This window comes from Flavobacterium sp. P1_E4 (assembly GCF_056405915.1).
In genome coordinates this window covers 41,048-64,284 of sequence record NZ_JBFUBE010000009.1, presented here as the reverse complement: position 1 = coordinate 64,284, position 23,237 = coordinate 41,048, and the positions used below count along the sequence as shown (strand labels likewise).

The window sequence follows — 23,237 nt, the reverse complement described above, 5'->3', positions numbered from 1 at the left end:
ACAACGCTTTTTTAGTTTATGATATTTTGACTCTATATGTCTTTTAACAAAGGATAAATCTTTTTGAATTTCTCAAAGGCTTTTTCATAAATCAATCTGTGATTTGGATTGGGGTAAAAAGTAACTTCTGTTTTATTTTCGAAAGAATATGTATTCCCAATAGCTTTAAAGCCAATTAAAACTGCTCCCCAAGCAGCTCCTTCAATGGTTTCGGAAACAACGACCTTCATCTGGAAAATGTCGGCTACCATTTGCAACCATAATTCACTTTTTCCAAAACCGCCACTAACCATCACAGTAGTTTCTTTTCTTATTTTGGGATCTGGAAGTAAAATTTCGACAACACTGAACAATCCAAAAAGAATACCTTCGAGAGTCGCTCTGATAAAATGGCTTTTATGATGGGTAATTTTGATGCCCAGCAAAGTTCCTTGTGCCTCTGCATCCCAAATTGGAGCTCTTTCTCCAAGTAAATAGGGAACAAAAAGCAAACCATCAGAACCCGCTGGAATTTCTTTTGCCTGTTCTAGAAGGGTTTCGTACGATTCATTTGTTTTTAAAAGAGATTCTTTTAACCATTGCAAAATGACAGCTCCATTATTAACGGCACCCAATTTTAAGTATTGATTGTCTATTAAATGATAACATTGTGTTCGCATTTCAGAATCAATGTAAGGTTCTTCTACGGGAATCCGAACAGCTCCACTAGTGCCTATGGATAATGCAATCCGATTTTTTTCCATTGAACCAGTTCCTAAATTAGCCAATGGACCATCACCGCCTCCAAGGATATACAAAAAGCCATCACTAATTCCTTTGGATTTGTGTGTTGATGGTACAATTTTCGAAAGTTGGTCTTCCTTTATATTTAAATAACTAAGAATAGTTTCATCCCATTGCAAAGTGTAGATGTTCATCATTCCAGTACCTGAAGCCATCGAGGTATCTGTAACATATTCTCCTGTGAGTTTATGCCAAATATATTCCTTGAGGCTGATAAATTTAAAAGCATTGTTGAATAAATCAGTTTGGTTTTCTTTAAACCAAGCCAATTTTGTCATCGGCGAAAAAGGGTGGATGGGAATACCTGTTTTTTGATAAAAAAGAGTCCTAAGTTCAGACTCCTTTAATGCCGTAGCAATTGAAGTAGATCTGTTGTCTGCCCAAAGTAAAGCATCGCTTATTGGGAAGCCCTCTTTGTTTATGATAAGAATGCTTTGCATTGCAGCACTAAAACTAATGAATTCGGGTTGTATGTTTTTTGTTATTTCCTTAATACAGTCTAAAACAGAATCTAAAATTTCATTTGGTTTTTGAGTGCTCCAATTTTCTTCTGGATGATACATTGGGTATTCTTTGGTGATTTGATGCAATACGTTTCCGTTTTCGTCAAAACAAATTGCTTTTGTAGCCGTTGTGCCAATGTCGATTCCTATGTATTCTTTTCCCATTTTTTAAGTAGTCACAAATTGATTTAGAATTAAAACACCAATCAATCCCATAATTCCTATGATTGTTTCCATTACAGTCCATGTTTTAAAAGTGTCTTTTAGGCTAATGCCAAAATATTCTTTGAACATCCAAAATCCTGTGTCATTGACATGGGAACACATCAAACTTCCGGCTCCAATAGAAAGTACCATCAATTCTGGACTGATGCCTGAACTAGCCACCAAAGGTTGAACTATTCCTGCAGCTGTTAGTCCTGCTACTGTAGCCGAGCCGATTGCTACTCGAATAATTGTGGCAATTAACCATCCTAAAACTAAAGGTGAAAGTGTAGATTTTTCGAAAAATACTGCTAAATCAGTTCCAATGCCACTATCAATAAGCACTTGTTTGAAAGCACCTCCAGATGCGATGATTAAAATAATCATAGTTACAGATGCAAGTGCAGCGCTTGATTTATCCATAATGTCCTGCATTTTTTGACCTCTCTTTATTCCCAAAAACACAAATGCAAACAGAACGGCAATTAATAGGGCTATTGTTGGGTTTCCTATATATCCAAGAAGGATACGGATAGAATTGGTTTCGGCTAATGTTAATTCGGTTATGGTTGCCAAAGCCATTAGTAATATCGGAATCAATGCGGAAATGATACTTATGGTAAAAGAAGGAAGTTCGGATTCTTGGAATGTTTTACTTTCGAATAAACCTTTAGGTGGATTGGCGTTAATTTTTTTAATAAATTCTGGAAATAAGATTCCGGCAATGAGTAAAGCAGGAATCGCTACCATCAATCCATAAAGTAAGGTTTTGCCAATATTGGCTTTAAAAATTACAGCAATGGCTGTTGGCCCAGGATGCGGAGGCAAAAAGCCATGAGTGATAGACAGTGCCGATGCCATAGCAATACCCAAATAGATAAGTGGTTGTTTAGTATTTGTACTGACAGCAAACACCATTGGAATCAAAATGATAAAACCAGCATTATAAAACATGGAAATACCAACAGCAAAACCGGTTATAGCCATCGCCCATTTAATGTGTTTTGCCCCAAATAATTTAGTCATTACGGAGCTTATCCGCTGTGCTGCTCCACTAGTTGATAATAAATTACCAAGAATTACTCCAAAGGCTAGAATTAAAATTAAAGAACCGAGTGTGCTGCCAATGCCTTGTTGCAATGAGTTTATGATTTCGGGGAAAGGCATTCCTTTTGTAATTCCAACAAAAAGAGCGGTAATGATTAGTGCAATAAAAGCGTTGAGTTTGATTACGGAAATTAGAACCAGTAATAATACAATGCTTATAATTAAAATCAATATTGACATGTATTTCTTTTTAGATTAAAATTCAAATGGAATGATTCGATACAATTTATTCGTTTTTCTCTACAGCATGACCGCCGAACTCATTACGAAGTGCTGCCACTACTTTTCCGGAAAAAGTATCCTGCATTTGAGAACGGTATCGCATCATTATCGAAAGAGCAATTACTGGAGTAGGTACGCCAAGGTCTAAAGCTGTTTCTAATGTCCATTTTCCTTCGCCAGAAGAATGCATAATACCTTTTATGCTATCTAGTTTTGGGTCTTTAGAAAAGGCATTTTCTGTAAGTTCCATAAGCCAACTACGAACGACAGAACCGTGATTGAAAAGTTTGGCCGTTTTTTCAAAATTAATGTCGTACTCAGAGTGCTCAAATACTTCAAACCCTTCAGCTATAGATTGCATCATGCCATATTCTATTCCGTTATGAACCATTTTTGTAAAATGGCCGCTGCCTGCCTCACCGGTATAAAGGCATCCATTTGCAACTGAAATGGCCTGAAAGACATTGGAAACGTATTCAAAAACAACTGCATCTCCACCAATCATAGTACAAGCGCCATTTAAAGCTCCCGAGGTACCACCCGAAGTACCACAATCCAGAAAGTCAAAACCAAGTTCTTTGAGTTGTGTATATCTTCTTTTTGAGTCTTTATAATTAGAGTTTCCTCCATCAATGATAATATCATTTTTATTTAAAAAAGGAAGGAGGGAAGTGATTACTTCATCGACAATTTTACCAGCGGGAACCATTAGCCAGATTACTTTTCGATTTCGTAGTTGCTGGCATAATTCTTCGACAGTAGTTGCTGTTTTTATTCCTTCTTTTGCGATATTCTTGACGAAAGTTGAATTCACATCATGGGCAATAACTTCATATTGATTTCGATTTAGATTTAAAGCTAAATTAAATCCCATTTTTCCGAGTCCTATAATTCCTATTTGCATTTTTATCTGTTTTTTAAAGTGCTGTGTATGTTTGTTTTGGATTGTTTATTTATGTAAATAGTAAAAATATGTGTTTTAATTAATTAAGTAATACTATTTTTAGATAATTTGAATGATTTTTATTCGATTATTTCCGTCTAAGTTTAATTTATATTTTAAAAGTGCTATCAAACTTCCAAAATCTTATATTTGTAACAACAATTGGTTAGCAATAGTTTTTAGCAAGCTTTAAATGCTATAACTCTCAATTTAACTCACAAAATAATGATGCGATTATTTCTTGGCTGTTTTCTTTTTTTATCATTTTTCAGAGGATATTCTCAAGAGAATACGTTTTCAATTGATACTTTGCACGTTAAGATTGATAGTCTTTATAGAGAGGATCAGTTTTATGCCGGACTTAACTACAATTCGATTTTAAAGAAACCTTCAGGGGTGTCACAACAAAAAATATCTTTTGGCTTTTCAGCAGGATTTCTTAGGGATATGCCAATAAACAAAAAGAGAACTTTTGCAATAGCACCAGGAATTGGTCTTTCGTTCAATAACTATCTTCAAAATATGTCTATTACAGGAACGAACCAAAATCCTGTTTATGGTGTAATACCATCTGCTGTAAATTACAACAAAAATAGGTTCGAACAATTCCGGGTTGAACTTCCAATTGAGTTTAGGTGGCGTAATTCAACTCCTGTGGAATTTCAGTTTTTTAGGATTTATGGAGGGGTTAAGGTCAGTTATTTACTGGCAGATAAATCAGTTTATGATGATGGTACGGATAAAATTGTTATTAAAAACAATAAAGATTTTGAAGATTTTATTTATGGAGTGTATCTTTCAGTGGGATACAGTGCTTTTAATCTGCAAGTATATTATAGCATAAACTCACTTTTTAAATCGTCTGCTCAGATCGATTCTGTACCCGTCACAATGAATGCGTTGAGTATTGGGGTTGTTTTTTACATTTTATAACCATAAAAAAAGAAACATCAACTGAGGAATGCTGCCCAACAGTAATCCTATAATCAATTCGTTTGGAGAGTGTGCTTGCATTACCAAACGTGAAGAAGCCACAAATCCATTCATCAGTAGCAGAAAAGGAACTATGTATATATTTCCCATTTGTAAATGAATATTCAAACCGAAAACAAAAACCGTTAAAGCCGAAATAGCGAGCATGTGCAAACTTGCTTTGGTTTTGGAATATAATAATCCAAGGGCAAATAAAGTACTAAATAAAGCACCTAGGAAGAAAAAATGCAATTCAGGGTAATATTCCAACGAGATTGTTTTTCTTAGCAATAAGATAATTATAAAGCTTTGAAAGATTAACGGAATTTTGCGTTGTTCCATATCGGCAATCATTATGGAATCTACTTTGCCTGTAAATCGTAATAAATAATACAGTGCCATCGGAGTCACGATGGTTATGATTGAAATTTGCAAAAAAAACGCGCTAATCTGTTCTGTTTTGTAATCTGCAATATGGAATAAAAAAAAGAAAAAACAAGCTTGTATCGGTGTGAAAAGCGGATGGAATATATAGGAGAATATGGGGAGAATCTTTTTCAATTTCAAAAAGAGATTTGAGGGGTGTTAAGGTTGAGAAATGCTGCTTATAATTTTTTTCTCATACGGGCAACAGGAATTTCCAGTTGTTCGCGGTATTTTGCAATCGTTCTTCTAGCGATTGGATATCCTTTTTCTTTTAGAATTTCAGCCAAAAGATCATCTGGAAGTGGATTTTTTTTGTCTTCTTCTTCAATGGTATTTTGCAGAATTCTTTTGATTTCAATTGTAGACACTTCTTCTCCCTGATCATTTTTCATCGCTTCCGAAAAGAATTCTTTTATCAGTTTTGTGCCATAAGGAGTTTCTACATATTTACTGTTCGCCACTCTGGAAACTGTTGATATGTCAAGTCCGACCATATCGGCAATGTCTTTTAGAATCATCGGTTTCAATCGCGTTTCGTCACCATCAAGCAAATAATCTTTTTGATAATGCATTATAGCATTCATCGTTACATACAAAGTGTCTTGGCGCTGTTTGATTGCGTCTATAAACCATTTGGCCGAATCCAGTTTTTGCTTGATAAATTGCACAGCATCTTTTTGTGAATGCGATTTGTCTTTTGATTCTTTATAGGTCTGCATCATTTCCTGGTAATCTTTGGAAACGTGTAGGGAAGGGGCGTTTCTGCCATTCAATGTAAGCTCTAAATCTCCATCAACAATTCGAATAGTGAAATCGGGAACTACGTTTTCGGTAATTTTATTGTTTCCTGAAAAAGATCCTCCAGGTTTTGGATTTAACCTTTCAATTTCATGGATGGCGTTTCTAAGTTGTTCATTGGAAATGCTGAATTTCTGAATCAATTTGTCGTAATGCTTTCTCACGAAAGAATCAAATTGTTGTTCGATAATAGCCGTGGCTAAATCAACTGATTCAGTTGGGGTTTTATGTTTTAATTGCAGTAACAGACATTCCTGTAAATCACGTGCTCCAACGCCTGTTGGTTCAAGTTCGTGAATGATATTCAATATGGCTTCAACTTGTTTTTCAGTTGTATAAAGTCCTTGGGTAAAGGCCATGTCGTCTACCAAGTCAGAGACGCTTCTTCGGATATATCCCATATCGTCAATACTTCCCACCAAAAATTCGGCAATATCACGTTCTTCATCATTAAGAATGAACGTGTTTAGTTGATTGATGAGGTCCTGATGAAAACTTATTGTTGCGGCAAATGGTGTTTCTTTGGTTTCATCGTCATCGCTGTAATTGTTGGCCTGTGTTTTGTAATCGGGAGTGTCGTCACTGTTTAGGTATTCGTCTATGTTGATGTCTTCGGCTTCGACTCTGTCTGCTTCCGAATCGTCGTAGTCGTCATATTCTTCGTTGTCGAACTCGTCTTTTTCATAAATGTCCTCCTCTTTTCCAGATTCTAGAGCAGGATTCTCATTCATTTCTTCCAACAATCTTTGTTCAAATGCTTGCGTAGGCAACTGAATTAACTTCATCAACTGGATTTGTTGTGGAGATAATTTCTGTGATATTTTTAAATTTAAAAATTGCTTTAACATTTGTATTGTTTAATCGTTAATTTGTTCAATCGGTTAACCAAATTAACGATTAACCGATTAAACTATTTTTTAAAATTCAGCATTCTGTGGTGTTCTTGGAAAAGGAATTACGTCACGTATGTTAGTCATTCCAGTTACAAAAAGCACCAATCTTTCGAATCCAAGTCCAAAACCAGAGTGAACCGCAGAACCAAATCTTCTGGTATCCAAGTACCACCATAATTCTTCTTCGTCAATTCCCAAGGCTTTCATTTTTTCAACCAAAACATCAAAACGCTCTTCTCTTTGAGAACCTCCCACGATTTCTCCAATTCCAGGGAAAAGGATATCCATCGCACGAACTGTTTTTCCGTCTTCGTTCAAACGCATGTAGAAAGCTTTGATATTTGCAGGGTAATCAAACAAGATTACCGGACATTTAAAGTGTTTCTCTACCAAATAACGCTCGTGTTCCGATTGTAAATCAGCTCCCCATTCGTTAATGATATATTGAAATTTTTTCTTTTTGTTTGGAGTGGAATCTCTTAGGATATCAACTGCTTCAGTGTAGGAAACACGTTTGAAATCGTTATTCATAACAAAACCCAATTTTTCCAACAAAGGCATTTCGCTTCTGTCAGCCTGTGGTTTTGATTTTTCTTCTTCGATCAAACGACCTTCCAGGAATTTCAAATCATCACCGCAATTGTCAACCGCATATTTCACTACATATTTAATAAAATCTTCGGCAAGATCCATATTGTCATTCAAGTCATTGAAAGCAACCTCTGGTTCAATCATCCAAAATTCAGCCAAATGGCGTGAAGTATTGGAATTTTCGGCTCTAAAAGTTGGTCCAAAAGTATAAATCTGTCCTAAAGCCATTGCGAAAGTTTCTCCTTCCAATTGCCCAGAAACCGTTAAGTTTGTATGTTTTCCGAAGAAATCTTTTTTATAATCAATATTTCCTTCTTCGGTTTTTGGTAAATTGTCTAAAGGCAAAGAAGTCACTTGGAACATTTCTCCAGCTCCTTCAGCATCAGCTCCCGTAATGATTGGTGTATTTACATAAACAAAACCTTTTTGTTGAAAGTAACTATGAACTGCATAAGACAAAACTGAACGAACACGCATAATTGCTCCAAAAGCATTCGTACGTACACGCAAATGCGCATTTTCACGCAAGAATTCCAATGAATGTTTCTTAGGTTGCATTGGGAATTTCTCAGCATCTGAGTCTCCAAGAATTTCAAGCTTGTTTACCTGAATCTCATATTTTTGTCCGGCACCTTTGCTTTCTACCAAACTTCCAGTTACCGAAACCGCTGCTCCAGTAGTAATTCTCTTCAAAGTTTCGTCCGGAGTATTCTCAAAATCGACAACACACTGTATATTATTGATGGTAGAGCCATCATTTAAAGCAATAAACTGATTATTTCTAAAAGTTCTAACCCAACCTTTTGCATTAATTTCCTGTAACGTCGTTGTACTGTTTAGTAAGTCTTTAACTTTCGTGTGTCTCATTTTCATTTTTCATTTTAGAGTTCATTTTTTAGATTAAAACAAAAACCGGTGTTTAAATCTATATGCAAATATAAATCATTTGTTTGTAATTGCCATTGTGAGATATAGTGTAATAAGGAGCAATTTCCTGCTATCCGCTATATCTTTTACTTTTTAAAGAAAAAAGTAAAAGGATGCCGCTGCTATCAGGGCTAGGCTTTTGATGTGATTTGGGAATTTGGAGAATTAAAGTTGGTTTAAAACAAAAAGCTACATCGTTTTTAGGGATGTAGCTTTGATAGTTTAATAATATCGCTTTATAGCTTGGGTTTACTTTGATTTTTTCTCAAAATTATCAATCTCTTCGTCCGTGAATTCCAGAACCTCAATTTTAGGTTCTATAAATTCCTGTTCGTTGGCAATTGTTTTGTTTAATGTCAACACCAATGCTGGAAGTAACATCAAATTGGACAACATCCCGAATAATAAAGTCAATGAAATCAATCCTCCAAGGGCAATAGTTCCCCCAAAGCTCGAAAGCATAAATACCGAAAATCCGAAGAACAAAACGATCGAAGTGTAAAACATACTCAGTCCCGATTCGTTGAAGGTTGCATAAACAGATTTCTTTATTTTCCAGTCGTTTTTCTTTAACTCTTCCCGATATTGGGCCAAGAACCGAACCGTGTCATCGACCGAAAGACCAAAGGCTATACCAAAAACCAAAATCGTTGAAGGTTTTAACGGAATGTCCAAAAAGCCCATAATTCCTGCTGTAAGCAACAAAGGCAAGAGGTTTGGGATTATCGAAACCAACACCATTTTGAAAGAGCGAAACATAAACGCAATCAAAAGCGCTGTCAAGAAAAATGCAAACACCAACGAAGAAAGCAAGTTATCGAGCAGGTATCCAGTTCCTTTCTGGAAAACCAAAGCTTTTCCCGTAATAATTACATTGTATCTGTCTGGCGGAAAAAGGATGTCAGCTTTTCTGCGAATTTCGGCTTCAATTATAGGGATTCTTCCTCCGCTTTCATCACGCATAAATGTGGTGATTCTGGCCACTTGTCCCGTATTGTCAACATAGCTTTTCATTAAATTCTCTTTGGAATTCTTAGTAGCATTTTTCGCATAGGATAAAATGAAAGCCTGTTCCTGTGAAGTGGGTAACTCATAATAATCAGGATTACCGTTGTAATAAGCCTGCTTGGAATATTTAACAAGATTGACAATGGAAATCGGTTTTGAAAGTTCCGGAATTTCCTCTATCGTCTTTTGGAGTTCATCCATTTTTTTTAAAGTAGATAATTTCATTACCCCTTTTTTGTGCTTGGTGTCAATCATTATTTCCAATGGCATCACACCGTCAAATTCTTTTTCAAAAAAAACAATGTCCTTGAAGAACTCTTCTTTCTTGGGCATGTCTTCAATTAAACTTCCGGAAATGCGTAATTTGTTGATTCCTACGATGCTGATTACCAAAAGGCTGACAGATACAGCATAAATGGAGAAACGATTATACTTTACATTTCTCAAGATCCAATCCATGAAATTTTTAATGGAATTTCTGTCCAAATGTTCTAAATGTCTTTCTATCGGGGCTGGAACATAGCTGTGCAAAATTGGAATAGCAATGATGCATAGTATGAATAGCATCAAAATGTTGATGGAGGTTACATTTCCGAACTCGATAAGCAGTTTGTTATTGGAAGTGATGAAAGTGAAAAATCCAATTGCGGTGGTTACATTGGTCATCAGCATCGCCATTCCCACCTTGGTAGTTACTCGTTGTATGGCTTTGGCTTTGTTTCCGTGAATTTTGAATTCCTGATGGTATTTGTTTGTCAAGAAGATGCAGTTTGGAATTCCGATAACAATCATTAACGTTGGCACCATGGCAGTCAATACCGTAATCTCATAATTCAATAATCCCAAAATTCCAAAAGACCACATTACACTAATGATTACAATCAAAAGAGATATCATCGTAGCTCTAAAACTTCTGAAAAAGTAAAAGAACAATAGGGAAGTGACAAATAATGCTGCACCAATGAAAAGACTAATTTCGTTAAGAATGGTCTGCGCATTCAGCGTTCTGATATAAGGCATTCCTGAAACACGAAGCTTGATGTTTGTTTCCTTTTCGAAGGATTTTATGGCAGGAATCAGCTTGTTGAGAACATAGTTTTTTCTCTCGGGAGTGTTTACAATTTTTTTGTCGAGATAAACTGCCGAGCGTATGCTTCCTGATTTTTTATTAAAAAGTAATCCTTCGTAAAAAGGGAGTTTATTAAAAAGTTCATGCTTAATTTTCAGTAAGTAGTCTTTGTCCAAAGTTTTGCTTTGGTCAATAAACGGAACCAGTTCGAATTTTTGCTCGACTTCGTTTTTTTGCAGTTTTTTTAAATCATTTAATGAAATAACCAAATCGACGTCTTTGTTTGATTTGATAGTCCCCATTAGTTTTACCCAAGAGGCATAAACTTTTGGAGTGAATATTGCATTGTTTTTTACGCCAATGACAATCAGGTTACCCTCTTCTCCAAACTTGTTTAAAAAAGCATTGTATTCAATATTGACAATGTTGTCGGCAGGTAAAAGATTGGCTTCGGTATGGGTAAAATGGATGTTTTTCCATTGCATTGCCAGAAGTATCGTAATTAACGCAATTAACGATAGCATTAGTGCTTTGTTTCTGATTACAACTCTGGCAATTAATTCCCAAAATCCTAGGCTAAACCATTTTTTCATCTTAAAATTTTTAAAGGTGCAAATTTAGTAAACCTTTAGAAATAAAGCCTTCCTTATTGATAAAGTTATTTTTTTCTTTTTTGAGTTCAGATTATTGGTAGAATTAAATTTTAGTTACTATTTTTCTATGTTTTATAATTAATAGGTTAGATTTTCTCATCTTTGTTTTATAAAATTAATTTGCGCATTGCTATTAGTATGAAAAAGTACAAGAATACATTATTTTATTTAGGAGTTACAGGAGGTTTTACCGCTTTAATGTATTGGATAATAAAAGAAGGCAAACATCTTGAAGGAAATAAAACGATCATTCATCCAACGGTAAGTGTAAGTTCCTGGGACGATTTTCTCACTTCAATGATTCATAACGTACAAGATCCTTTGGCTATTTTATTGGCGCAAATTATAATGATTATACTTGTGGCTCGCCTTTTTGGATGGTTTTTCAAAAAAATTGGGCAGCCTTCGGTTATTGGGGAAATTATTGCAGGAATTGCACTTGGACCATCTTTATTGGGCTTGTATTTTCCTGATTTTTTTCATGCACTTTTCCCGGCTAATTCCTTAGAGAACTTAAAGTTTTTGAGCCAGATTGGGTTGATACTTTTTATGTTCGTAATAGGTATGGAGCTCGATATTAAAGTGTTGAAAAACAGAGCTAAAGAAGCTATCGTGATCAGTCATGCAAGTATTGTAATTCCATTTGCATTGGGAATTGGATTGGCTTATTTCGTATATAATCGTTTTGCTCCAGAAGGAGTTAAGTTTCTTTCTTTCAGTTTGTTTATGGGGATTGCTATGAGTATCACTGCCTTTCCTGTTTTGGCACGAATTGTACAGGAAAGAGGTATGCATAAAACCAAATTGGGTGCTATTGCAATCACCTGTGCCGCCGCCGATGATATTACGGCTTGGTGTCTATTGGCAGTAGTAATTGCCATTGTAAAAGCCGGAACTTTCGAAAGTTCGATGTACATAATTTCATTGGCTGCGCTCTATGTTGTAGTGATGATTTATCTGGTAAAGCCTTTCTTGAAACGAATTGGAGATTTGTATGGGTCCAAAGACAGTTTGAGTAAACCGGTTGTAGCCATTTTCTTTTTGATATTGATTATTTCTTCTTATGCTACAGAACTAGTTGGGATTCATGCTTTGTTTGGTGCTTTTATGATGGGTGCAATTATGCCGGATGTCCCTAAGTTCAGAACTGTTTTTATTTCAAAAGTTGAAGATGTATCAGTAATATTGTTACTTCCTTTATTCTTTGTATTTACGGGATTGCGTACTGAAATAGGATTGCTTAATGAACCCTATTTATGGAAAGTTACTGGTTTTATAATTCTTGTTGCAGTAGTGGGTAAGTTTTTCGGAAGCGCTTTGGCAGCAAAATTCGTTGGGCAAAGCTGGAGAAACAGTCTGGTAATTGGAGCCTTGATGAATACCAGAGGACTGATGGAGTTAATCGTGTTGAATATTGGACTGGCTCTTGGGGTTCTAACGACCGAAGTTTTTACGATGATGGTAATCATGGCTTTGGTGACCACTTTTATGACAGGACCTGCTTTGGATTTAATCAATTATATTTTCAAAACCAGTGATATCATCGATCATGACGAAGAAGTAAATCACAGCAAATACAGAATTTTAATTTCTTTTGGAAATAATGAGAAAGGGAAATCCTTGTTGCGATTGGCTAATAGTTTAGTAAAGAAGCAAAAAGAAGCCTGTACAGTTACTGCATTGCATTTGTCCTTGAGTGATGAAATGCATAGTTTCAATATGGAAGACAAAGAGCGAAGCAGCTTTAATCCTATAATGAAAGAAGCGGTTATTTTGAAACAAGAAATCACCACAATTTTCAAAGCAACAATTGATATTGATACAGAAATAATTGATATTGCCAATCAAGGGGATTATGATTTGTTATTGGTTGGACTTGGGAAATCCATATTTGAAGGAACTTTACTTGGCAAAGTAATTGGATTTACCTCGAGAATTATAAATCCCGAAAGATTATTGGATAAGTTTACGGGTAAGGAAGGGCTGTTTGTGAATTCACCATTTGATGAAAGAACAAGACAAATTGTTCTGAAAGTCAAAATGCCGTTGGGAGTTTTGATTGACAAAGATTTAAAAGAAGTGAACCAGGTTTTTGTTCCTATTTACGGGTCTGAAGACTCTTTTTTGATTGACTATGCCCAAAAAATAATTTTTAACAATAATGCTACTGTTGCCTTTTTGGATATCAATGGTCATATGCAATCCAATTTTGTAATAGCAAGTGCACTCAGTTCCTTAAAACAAAAATTTCCAAATAATGTGATTTTGAATAACGAATCAATTTTGACAGATGATTTCTTAATCAAACAGGATTTAATGATCGTAAGTTTGGAAAGCTGGAAAGATTTATTGGATTCTCGCCCTGTTTGGTTAATTGGAGTGCCTTCGGTATTGATTATTAAACCGTAATTATGAATTGGATTTTACTCATTATAGCTGGTTTTTTTGAAGTGGGTTTTGCTACCTGTTTGGGCAAAGCCAAAGAAACTTCTGGAATGACATCTACTTTGTGGATGGTTGGTTTTTTTATAGCGCTTTCTATTAGCATGGCTTTATTATACAAAGCGACCCAAACCTTGCCAATTGGAACCGCTTATGCAGTTTGGACAGGAATTGGAGCAGTTGGAACTGTTTTGGTCGGTATTTTTATATTCAAAGAACCAGCAACTTTTTGGAGACTTTTCTTCTTATTTACTTTGATATCTTCTATAATTGGGTTGAAATTTGTATCGGCTCATTAAAAACAAATAGCCCTTTTTAATTATTTCAAATTAAAACTAAAATGGATAACGCACAAGAAAACAATAGCATTGTATATGTGTTGCTGGTAATTATTTTGGCATTTATCGTGGTGCTTTGTTATCTTGTTTACCGATTGGTTCAATCTGGCAAAGCCAAAAAGAGTGTCGAAGAGAAATTTGATTTGCTTGAAATGAAAGTAAATAATCTGCAGTTGGAAACATTAGAATCCAAACTCAATCCGCACCTTTTCAAAAATATTCTGAACTCGATTCAATCGCATGCATACCAAACGTATTTTGCGTTGGATAAACTAGCAAATGTTTTGGATTATATTTTGTACGAAAGCCAGAAAAAATTTGTTTCTCCAAAAGAAGAAATCCAGTTTGCTTTAAACCTGATTGAAATTAATAAAATTAAAGTGAGTCCGCTTTTTGAATTGAAAGTGAAGACTAAGATTAATGAAGGAGAAAAGCTGTATGAACAAAATCTTCTGGCACCACTGATTTCTATTGATTTAATTGAAAATGCCTTTAAACATGCAGATCTGCAAAGTGCTGATGCCTTTATTTCGATACTATTTGAATTTAAGGACAATTGCTTCTATTTGACGGTTTCCAATAAAATTTCTGAGAAAAAAGCATTGAAAAAAGAACGAAGTGGAATTGGTGCAACGACATTGGAACAACGATTGAAAATTATATACAAAAATCAGTTCAAATTGGATAAATTTGTCGAGAACGACATCTATATTGCGCATTTAAAAATTAATCTGCTTGAATACAAAAATCAAATGTTTACTGCTTGATGATGAATTGCCAGGTTTGACTTACCTGAAAATGCTTTGTGAACAAATTCCTGAATTAGAAGTCATAAAGGCGTTTAATGACCCTCAAAAGTTACTGGAGGAGGTTCCTAAGCTCGATTTCGATTTGTGTATTTCCGATATTGAAATGCCGGGAATCGATGGGCTGACTTTGGCTAATTCGCTTCAAAATAAATTAGTAATTTTTACCACTGCATACAAAAATTACGCTGCCGAAGCTTTTGATATTGATGCAGTAGATTACATCACCAAACCAGTTACGAAAGAACGATTGGAGAAAGCAGTTGCAAAGGCTCTGGAAAGATTTCATAAACAGGATGTTTCTAAGAAATTCATTCATTTGAATACAGATAAGGGAAAATCATTGCTGTATTTTGATCAGATTCAATATATCAAAACGGCATTGGGAGATAGTAGGGATAAGGAAGTCCATCTTGCAGATGGCAGTCTTTTAATACTTAAAAATATCAATTTTGGCTCATTATTAAATCAGCTACCCAATACTGATTTTTGCAGAGTGAATAAAAAAGAGATTATCGCAATATCGGCGGTTCAGTTTTTCAATCATAATGAAATTTCGCTTGCTCTTCATGGAAAAAATGGTAAATCAATCGTATTAGTTCTGAGTGATACTTATCGAAATGATTTTTTGATGAAAGTGAAAATCTAACTTATTACAAAGTTTTGTCCTCTTGTTACATTCCCCTAAAATTTGATTGGAAATCGTTTTATCCCTCAAAAATCAGTTCTCATATTTGCATGAAAATTAAATTAATTAAGATTGCCGTATGAAGAATATTAAAAAATCTTTTTTTTATCTGACGATTATAGGTGGGTTTTCGGGATTAATCTATTGGATTATTCTAAAAGGGAAAATGCTGGAATCTGGAAGAAATATTGTTTCTCATCATGTAGAACATGGGCATTGGAATGATTTTCTGACAGCGATGGCGCAAAATTTGGAACATCCTTTAGCCATTCTTCTGGCACAAATTATAACAATTATTTTGGTCGCTCGTTTTTTTGGTTGGGTCTGCAGAAAAATTGGACAGCCAACTGTAATAGGCGAAATGATTGCTGGTATTGTTTTGGGGCCCTCTTTAATCGGAATGTATTTTCCTGAATTTTCGGCGATGCTGTTTCCAAAAGATTCATTAGGTAACTTGCAGTTTTTGAGTCAAATAGGATTAATTCTTTTCATGTTTGTAATAGGGATGGAACTCGATTTGAAAGCGCTCAGAAACAAAGCGCATGATGCTGTAGTTATCAGTCATGCCAGTATCATAATTCCTTTTGCCTTGGGGTTAGGTTTAGCCTATTTTATCTATCATTCTTTTGCTCCTCAAGGGGTTGAGTTTATTTCTTTTGGATTGTTCCTGGGAATTGCTATGAGTATTACTGCATTTCCTGTTCTGGCTGGAATTGTTCGGGAACGTGGGATTCACAAAACGAAATTAGGAGCGATTGTTATTACCTGTGCAGCGGCCGATGATATTACTGCATGGTGTATTTTGGCAGCCGTAATTGCTATTGTAAAAGCGGGTTCATTTACCAGTTCGTTATATGTTATTGTATTGGCGGTATTTTATGTATTGCTGATGTTGAAAGTGGTTCGCCCTTTTCTAAAAAAGGTTGGTGATTTGAGTTCAACAAGAGAAAGTCTAAGCAAACCTGTTGTCGCTATTTTCTTTTTGACTTTATTGCTTTCCTCTTATGTCTCTGAATTGATAGGTATTCATGCTTTGTTTGGAGCCTTTTTGGCTGGCGCAATCATGCCGGAGAATAATAAATTTCGTTCTATTTTTATCGAAAAAATAGAAGACGTTTCAGTGGTTGTGTTGCTTCCTTTGTTCTTTGTATTTACTGGTTTAAGAACTCAAATTGGATTGATTGATGACCCGCATTTGTGGAAAATTACAGGAGTCATTATTTTGGTTGCTGTAGCGGGAAAGTTTTTTGGTAGTGCGCTTGCTGCAAAATTTGTCGGTCATACTTGGAAAGATAGTTTGTCTATTGGAACCTTGATGAATACGAGAGGTTTGATGGAATTGGTAGTACTGAACATTGGATATGATCTTGGAGTTTTGTCTACCCAAATTTTTACGATGATGGTGATTATGGCTTTGGTGACCACGTTTATGACGGGGCCGGCGTTGGATTTAATAAATTATGTTTTTAGAGACAAACCTACTATTGTCCCAGAAGAAATAAGTAACAAAAGCAAATACAAAATTCTTATTTCTTTTGCTTCACCAGACAAAGGAAAAACGTTGCTAAAAGTTGCCAACAGTTTGGTTAAGAAACAAGGCGGGAATACAATTGTAACGGCAATGCATTTATCATTAAGTTCAGAGTTGCATTCTTTTGACGTTAAAGATTATGAAAAGGAAACTTTTTTGCCTGTTCTTTCTGAATCAGAAAAGCTAAATCAAAAAATAGTCACTCTTTTTAAAGTGTCCAATGATATAGATTCTGAAATTGCCGAGACGGCTAATCACGGTGAATATGATTTATTGTTGGTTGGTTTGGGACAATCTATTTTTGAAGGAACGTTGTTGGGGAAAGTGCTCGGCTTTACAACTCGAATTATTAATCCAGACCGTTTGATCGATAAAATTACGGGGAAAGAGGGCCTATTCGAAAATTCTCCTTTTGATGAAAGTACAAGACAAATTATTGCCAATAGCAAAATGGCAGTTGGAATTCTTGTCGATAAAGAGTTGGAAGAAATAAATCGTGTGTTTATGCCAATTTTCAGTAAAGAAGATGGGTTTTTAATGGAGTTTGCACAAAAGTTGATACACAATAATGGTTCTCAAATTACTGTTTTGGATACAGACGGGCAAGTAAGAAACAGTAGAGAAATTCAAGAAAATGTTCGCTCGATTGAACAAATTGCTCCCAATCATATCATGATGATGCAAGAAAGAACAATCAAGAAAGAATTTTTGGAACAACAAGATTTAATGATTATTAGTCTAGAAAGTTGGAAAAAACTAATTGATTCCCATAGTACTTGGCTCAATAATACGCCTTCGGTGCTAATTATTAAACCTTAAAATTAACCGCAAAACTCATAGAGTTTTGCGGTTAATAATTTAATAGCATTATTTTAGATAACTATTTCCTCAACTAGTTCTGGGAAATTAGTTGCTATAATTTGAAGTAGTGCTTCTTTGCTCATCGGCTTTTGTCTGAACTCTGAAATTTCTGGTATGGATTCGGCTTTGGCTTTGTCAGCAGGGTTGAAAGAACTACTGAGCATTACAATGACAATATTCTCTTTGTTTGCAATATTCAAATTTTGATAAGCTTCCATAAATTCCCATCCATCCATAACTGGCATATTAATATCTAATAATATCAATTGAGGTTGGGGATATTTGTTTTCTATAGATTCAAATTTACCTTGGTTACAAAGATAATCTAAAGCTTCCTTACCATTTAAAGCTACTTGAATATGTTCAATTATATTGGCTTTTTGTATGATTTTTTTGTTGATAAAGTTAGTGGCAATATCATCATCAACCAATAAGATACAGTTTAGTTTATTTTCCATTTTTTGTATTGTAATTTTTTTGATTTATATATATTGGTTTTGTTCTAAGGGAAAGGTCCATTTGAAGGTGCTTCCTTCATTAAATTTTGATTCGACCCAAATTTTTCCTCTATGATGTTCTATAATTTTTTTGCAATGAGATAATCCTATACCTGTTCCATGGTAGTCACTGCGATTATTTAAACGCTTAAAAATCACGAACACTTTATGCATATCTTGTTCTTCTATCCCAATTCCATTGTCTTCAATTGAAAATAGCCAGTTGTTTTCCTCTTTTACTGCCGCTATTTTTATTTTTGGCTGTCGGTCTTTTTTTTGAAATTTATTGGCGTTACTAATCATATTTTGAAATAATTGTCTCATTTCAGTAGTATTGCCTTCTATTACAGGCAGGTTCTCATATTCGATAATAGCATTGCTTTCCTTCAGGCTAACATCCATATCTGCAATGACATTAGCAACAATTTCATTACAGTTAATGCTGCTTGTTCTTCTTTCCTTTCCAATTCTGGAGTAGTCCAATAGCCCTTTTACTAATAATTGCATACGGGAGGTTGAGCTGTTAATGAATTGTAAATATTGTTTTTGGTCTTCATCCAAATTTTCACCTAATTCTTCTTTGAGCAATTGTATGAACTGAATTACAGTTATTAACGGCTCCTGTAAATCGTGTGATGCTATATAGGCAAATTGTTCCAATTCAATGTTTTGGAATTCGAGTTGTCGGTTTTTTGTCAGCATCTCCTTTTGATAGGCTATACGGTCATTAACATTTCTCATAGATTTTTCTATGAAGACTGGCTCACCATTTTCATCATATATTAAACGAGCATTTACAGAGAAAAATACAATGTTATCATTCCCATCTCTAAATCGGATATCACAATCCCTAACTTGTCCTTCCTCTTTCAGTTTTTTAAATAATGATTCCCTGTCTTGTTTGTTATAATAAAAATCAAAGACTGAGTTTTCCATTGCAAATGAGCAAGGTTTGTGAAAATGTTTTTCAAATGACGGACTCACATCAAGAATCGCCCCGTCCATAGTTGTTCTGAAATAGACGTCTTCAAAATTTTCATAGATGGATCGGAATTTTGCCTCGCTTATCTTTAGCTTTTGTTCCGCTTGAATACGGGCAGTAACATCTCGGAAAGATCCAATTAAGAATTCAGGTTCATTGTTTTCATCAAAAGCAATTTTACAGTTAATTGAAACATAGTGGGTTTTTGAATTCAACATAAATAGGACATCATAATTTTTTATTTCACCATTTTGCATTAGCTCTTTTAAAACTGCTTGTCTGTCTTCTGGATTATGACAGAATCCTATAATTGATTTTTCTATCAGTTCGTTAGGCATCATATCAAAATAAGCACATGATGGACTGATGTCTATTATTTTGTGATCTTTGGCTGAGGCTCTAAAAAATACGTCACGGACACTTTCGAAAATACCTCGATATTTTTTCTCATTTTCTTTGATTGCCTGATTTGCTACTTCTATTTTTAGCTCATTATTTTTTCGTTCACTAATATCTCTAATTGTGCCTTCAAGGTATAATGCATCGCCTTTGGAATCATATACAAAATGGCCATTAACGGACAAGTGTACAGGATTGTTGTCCTTGTCTTTGAAAATGGTCTCAAAATCATTAAGGTGTCCTTTTCCTTTAATGATTTCAACTGCTCTGATGCGGTCTTCCGGATGTAAATATAAATCAAGGGAATGTTTACCGATGATATCCTCCCTTTTGTATTTTAATATTTTTTCAACAGATGGGCTGACATTTTGAAAATATCCATCCAAAGTAGTACGGAAGTATACATCTTCAAAGGATTCAAATATGGCGCGAAATTCTTCTTCACTTTGTTTGATTTTTTCGGTTGCTTCCAGCAATTTGTTTTGATTAGTGATTCTATCGTTGATATTACGCATGGTACCTTCCACTAGGGTATGGTTGCCATTTTTGTCATTAATCAATTTTGAACTGACAGAGAAAAATACGGTTTCTCCAGTTGCTGTTAAGAATTGTACTTCTTGGTCGTTTATAGAATTGTCTTTAAGTATTAATGCTTTAAGCTCATCATATTTGGGAGGGACACAATAAAAACTTTGGACATTTTTGCCAATGAGATCTTCCCTTTTTGCCTGAAAGTCTTTTTCGACAGATGGACTTATATCTATTAGTGTACCATCGAGAGTATGCAGATAATATACATCCTGCATGTTTTCAAAAATGGAGCGGAATTTCTCTTCGCTTTCTTTGATTTTTTCTGAAGCTGCTACCAATTGTTGTTGATTGATGATTCTATCATTAATATTACGCATCGATCCCTCTATATGTGAAGGGACGTCATTTTGATCATAAATCATTTTGCAGTTGACTGAAAAATGCAATGGTTCTCCAGTTGCAGTTACAAATTGTACATGCTCGTCGTTTATATAACCGTCTTTGATAATTTTTTTTCTGAATTCACTCTGTTTTGAAGGGTCATAATAGAGGTCACCAGTATATTTACCAATCATTTCTTCTCTTGTGTACTTAAAATGTTTTTCGACAGATGGACTCACTTCAAATATTTCCCCGTCAAGGTTATGCATATAGTAAACATCCTGAGTGTTCTCAAATATGGTACGAAATTTTTCTTCGCTTATTTTTAGATTTTCCTCAGCTAATCTTCGCTCAGTAATGTCCCTTAATGAGCCTATTGCAAATTCTGGCTCTCCATTTGAATTAAAAATGATTTTTGCATTGATTGATACATAAAAAAGTTTTCCATTTATTGTAATCTCATTATTATGGTCAATAACTTTTTGTTCTGTTATTATTTTTTGAAACATCAATTGCATTTGATCCTTATCGGAATAAATAATTGACATGTTTTGACCCAGAAGTTCTTCTCTTGTTATTCCATTAAAAGTGCTGCAGGACGGACTGACATCCAATATCTCTCCTGTTATTATTGAAGTTTTGAAAAAGACGTCTTGTACATTATCAAATAAAACGCGATAGGTTTCTTCGCTTTTCAGAAGTTTATCTTCAGCTATTTTAGTTTCAATTGATTTAGAAATAATGTCAGCTAATGTTTCCAATAATTTTATTTCTTCATCTAAAAAAACATTTTCTTTTACCAGTTTTGCTGCATTAAAATAGCCTATTTCTATCCAACCGTATTCCTCTCCATTTACAGTAATCGTTTGATTGAGTTGCCAGTCATTTTTTTGATAATTATCTGAAATGAATTTTTTATCTCTTAATTGGATTCTGCAATTGGCAATTTCTGGGAATTGCAGCGCTTTTGGAATAATTTGAACGCAGGCTTCCAATTTTTCTGATTTAGAAAGTGTTTTGTTACTGATAATTTTTGAAATATCGAATAGGCAGCGCAGTTCTTTAATACGTTCATTAAGCGAAATGTTATTTTTTTCTAACTGTATTCCTTTTAATTTTAATTCAGTAATGTTAGTGACAATTGTGGTTACTCCAATAATTTTGCCTTCTTCATTTTTGATAGGAGATTTAGCAATGCTCCAGTATTTTCCAGTAGCGTCTTTTTCCTCTACAGAAAATGTATTACCTTTTAAAACCTTAAGAAATATGGAAAGGATTTCTTCTTTTCGGTTTTCGTTTGTAATTAAATCAATGTGAYTGTCSCCGATTTTTATATCGACTCCATRTTCATTTTTCATATACCTTTCATGGTTCGTATTGAAACTTAGATAGTTTAAGTCAATATCCATTGAGGAAATGCTGATTTCGTTTGGGCTTTCGATGGTTGCTTGTAATATGTTTGTCTCTAGATTGAGTGCTTGTTCACTAATTTTTAATTTGCGCTCCTCATCTTCTTTTTCTTCTAATATTGCCTTCAGAAATAGTACGGAGACCATATTTACAAATAGAAACAATTGCAACATTAAGAAGTCATTATTCCATCCGCTTAAAATAAAACCACCCATATGATGACCTGTGCAATATATGGCTATGATTGTTATGATTAAAGCCACTAGTGTAATCACTTTCATCCCAAATCGACAAGCTGCCCATATCAATAAAAAGAAGAGAATGGATTCGTTGTTGGCGTGTGATTCAAAAATATATAATGTTAGAAATAGGGTAGATATGATTAGGGTAATAACTTCTATTTTTTTTGTTGCTGTACATACAATGTTTTCTTTCGTATTATATAACCAAGAAAGTACGAATGGAGTGAATAAAATTGTGCCCAAAGCATTTCCTCTGAGCATGTTACTCCAAATAAGGATACAATTTTCAAAAGAAAAATAGGAAGTCATTGCAAGTGGAATAAAACCAACGCTAACACTTATGAAAGTTCCCAGTAAACCTGCAAAAGCAAAAAATATAACATTTTTTTCGCTGTCGAAAGGATACTTCGTTTTGCACCACAATTGGGTTAAATAAGAAACAAGAAACGTATTTAGACAGGCTATAATTGGTCTGATAAAACATAAAATCAGAGGTTTAACGAGTTCTTCAAATGTTGTTGCATCTTGGAAATCATTTTTATATAAACATATAGAAAATACTAAACAGCCTATTCCTACTCCAAGAATTGCTTTTCGTCCAAAAATTAAAGCTGCAGCTATTGCAAAACCTATTGCTGGGAAAAATGGGAGTATATTAATTTCAGTAACGAATATGAATAGGGATAATTTGGCAATTAAAAAATATAGTATTGCAGTACTGACAACAATTTTGGTTGTCGAATTTAGAAATGTTGGAATACTGTAATGTCCGATATTTGTATTTTCGCTCATTATTATCTATTTTGAAGACCCTTTTTATGAAATCTATTTGTTTTATTGATTTTGTATTTAATAAAAAAAAATATATTTTATAGGTAAAAGATTATATTTAAATTATAAACATGTATTTTGTCGATGTAATTTACTTTCTGGCGAAGCAAATTTGATGCCAAACTTTAGTTATTTGATGATTTTGACGTTTTGAGGCAAAAAAGCATGTGTTTTTTAACAATTATGTAGTCTTTTTTAC

General features: G+C 34.4%; 15 protein-coding genes. 6 read left to right on the top strand and 9 right to left on the bottom strand.

Annotated features, from left to right (window positions below):
• Window positions 1–32: 32 nt before the first annotated feature.
• Genes AC1DY0_RS10605 through gnd form a run of 3 tightly spaced genes read right to left on the bottom strand, consistent with a single transcriptional unit; the run spans window position 33 to window position 3,723 of the window.
• Window positions 33–1,451 carry a gluconokinase gene (locus AC1DY0_RS10605; protein WP_477188575.1) on the bottom strand — a complete coding sequence of 473 codons (1,419 nt, stop codon included), beginning with the start codon at window positions 1,449–1,451 and terminating at the stop codon, window positions 33–35.
• 3 nt (window positions 1,452–1,454) lie between these two features.
• Entirely contained in the window at window positions 1,455–2,777 is a 1,323-nt protein-coding gene (locus AC1DY0_RS10600) for a gluconate:H+ symporter (protein WP_477188574.1), read from the bottom strand.
• Between the two features lie 46 nt (window positions 2,778–2,823).
• Window positions 2,824–3,723: a phosphogluconate dehydrogenase (NAD(+)-dependent, decarboxylating) gene (gene gnd, locus AC1DY0_RS10595; RefSeq protein WP_477188573.1), complete on the bottom strand. Its 900-nt coding sequence runs from the start codon at window positions 3,721–3,723 to the stop codon at window positions 2,824–2,826.
• Window positions 3,724–3,987: 264 nt separating this feature from the next.
• Between gnd and AC1DY0_RS10590 the strand changes: the two genes are divergently transcribed.
• Entirely contained in the window at window positions 3,988–4,695 is a 708-nt protein-coding gene (locus AC1DY0_RS10590; RefSeq protein WP_477188572.1) for a porin family protein, read from the top strand.
• On the opposite strand, the gene AC1DY0_RS10585 is transcribed toward AC1DY0_RS10590, so the two are convergent.
• The 4 genes from AC1DY0_RS10585 to AC1DY0_RS10570 form a co-directional block, all read right to left on the bottom strand.
• Window positions 4,690–5,295 carry a hypothetical protein gene (locus AC1DY0_RS10585; protein ID WP_477188571.1) on the bottom strand — a complete coding sequence of 202 codons (606 nt, stop codon included), beginning with the start codon at window positions 5,293–5,295 and terminating at the stop codon, window positions 4,690–4,692. The genes AC1DY0_RS10590 and AC1DY0_RS10585 overlap by 6 nt on opposite strands.
• A gap of 44 nt (window positions 5,296–5,339) precedes the next feature.
• Window positions 5,340–6,806 carry an RNA polymerase factor sigma-54 gene (rpoN, locus tag AC1DY0_RS10580; RefSeq protein WP_477188570.1) on the bottom strand — a complete coding sequence of 489 codons (1,467 nt, stop codon included), beginning with the start codon at window positions 6,804–6,806 and terminating at the stop codon, window positions 5,340–5,342.
• Between the two features lie 69 nt (window positions 6,807–6,875).
• Window positions 6,876–8,309 carry an asparagine--tRNA ligase gene (gene asnS / locus AC1DY0_RS10575; protein WP_477188569.1) on the bottom strand — a complete coding sequence of 478 codons (1,434 nt, stop codon included), beginning with the start codon at window positions 8,307–8,309 and terminating at the stop codon, window positions 6,876–6,878.
• A gap of 309 nt (window positions 8,310–8,618) precedes the next feature.
• Window positions 8,619–11,039: an efflux RND transporter permease subunit gene (locus AC1DY0_RS10570; protein WP_477188568.1), complete on the bottom strand. Its 2,421-nt coding sequence runs from the start codon at window positions 11,037–11,039 to the stop codon at window positions 8,619–8,621.
• Window positions 11,040–11,237: 198 nt separating this feature from the next.
• Between AC1DY0_RS10570 and AC1DY0_RS10565 the strand changes: the two genes are divergently transcribed.
• The 5 genes from AC1DY0_RS10565 (at window position 11,238) to AC1DY0_RS10545 (ending at window position 17,723) form a co-directional block, all read left to right on the top strand.
• A complete protein-coding gene (locus AC1DY0_RS10565) occupies window positions 11,238–13,508 on the top strand; it encodes a cation:proton antiporter (protein WP_477188567.1) in 2,271 nt (756 codons plus the stop codon).
• 2 nt (window positions 13,509–13,510) lie between these two features.
• Window positions 13,511–13,840 (top strand): DMT family transporter, encoded by a 330-nt coding sequence (locus AC1DY0_RS10560; RefSeq protein ID WP_477188566.1) that lies wholly within the window; start codon window positions 13,511–13,513, stop codon window positions 13,838–13,840.
• A gap of 41 nt (window positions 13,841–13,881) precedes the next feature.
• Window positions 13,882–14,646, top strand: a complete 765-nt coding sequence (locus AC1DY0_RS10555) for a sensor histidine kinase (RefSeq protein ID WP_477188565.1) — start codon at window positions 13,882–13,884, stop codon at window positions 14,644–14,646.
• Complete coding sequence (locus tag AC1DY0_RS10550; RefSeq protein WP_477188564.1) at window positions 14,615–15,334, top strand: LytR/AlgR family response regulator transcription factor; 720 nt, start codon at window positions 14,615–14,617, stop codon at window positions 15,332–15,334. Before AC1DY0_RS10555 ends, AC1DY0_RS10550 begins: the two co-directional genes overlap by 32 nt.
• 118 nt (window positions 15,335–15,452) lie before the next feature.
• Window positions 15,453–17,723 carry a cation:proton antiporter gene (locus AC1DY0_RS10545; protein WP_477188563.1) on the top strand — a complete coding sequence of 757 codons (2,271 nt, stop codon included), beginning with the start codon at window positions 15,453–15,455 and terminating at the stop codon, window positions 17,721–17,723.
• A gap of 53 nt (window positions 17,724–17,776) precedes the next feature.
• On the opposite strand, the gene AC1DY0_RS10540 is transcribed toward AC1DY0_RS10545, so the two are convergent.
• Window positions 17,777–18,223: a response regulator gene (locus tag AC1DY0_RS10540; protein ID WP_477188562.1), complete on the bottom strand. Its 447-nt coding sequence runs from the start codon at window positions 18,221–18,223 to the stop codon at window positions 17,777–17,779.
• 24 nt (window positions 18,224–18,247) lie between these two features.
• On the bottom strand, window positions 18,248–22,999 hold the full coding sequence (locus AC1DY0_RS10535) for a PAS domain S-box protein (RefSeq protein ID WP_477188561.1): 4,752 nt from the start codon (window positions 22,997–22,999) through the stop codon (window positions 18,248–18,250).
• Window positions 23,000–23,237 lie beyond the last annotated feature (238 nt).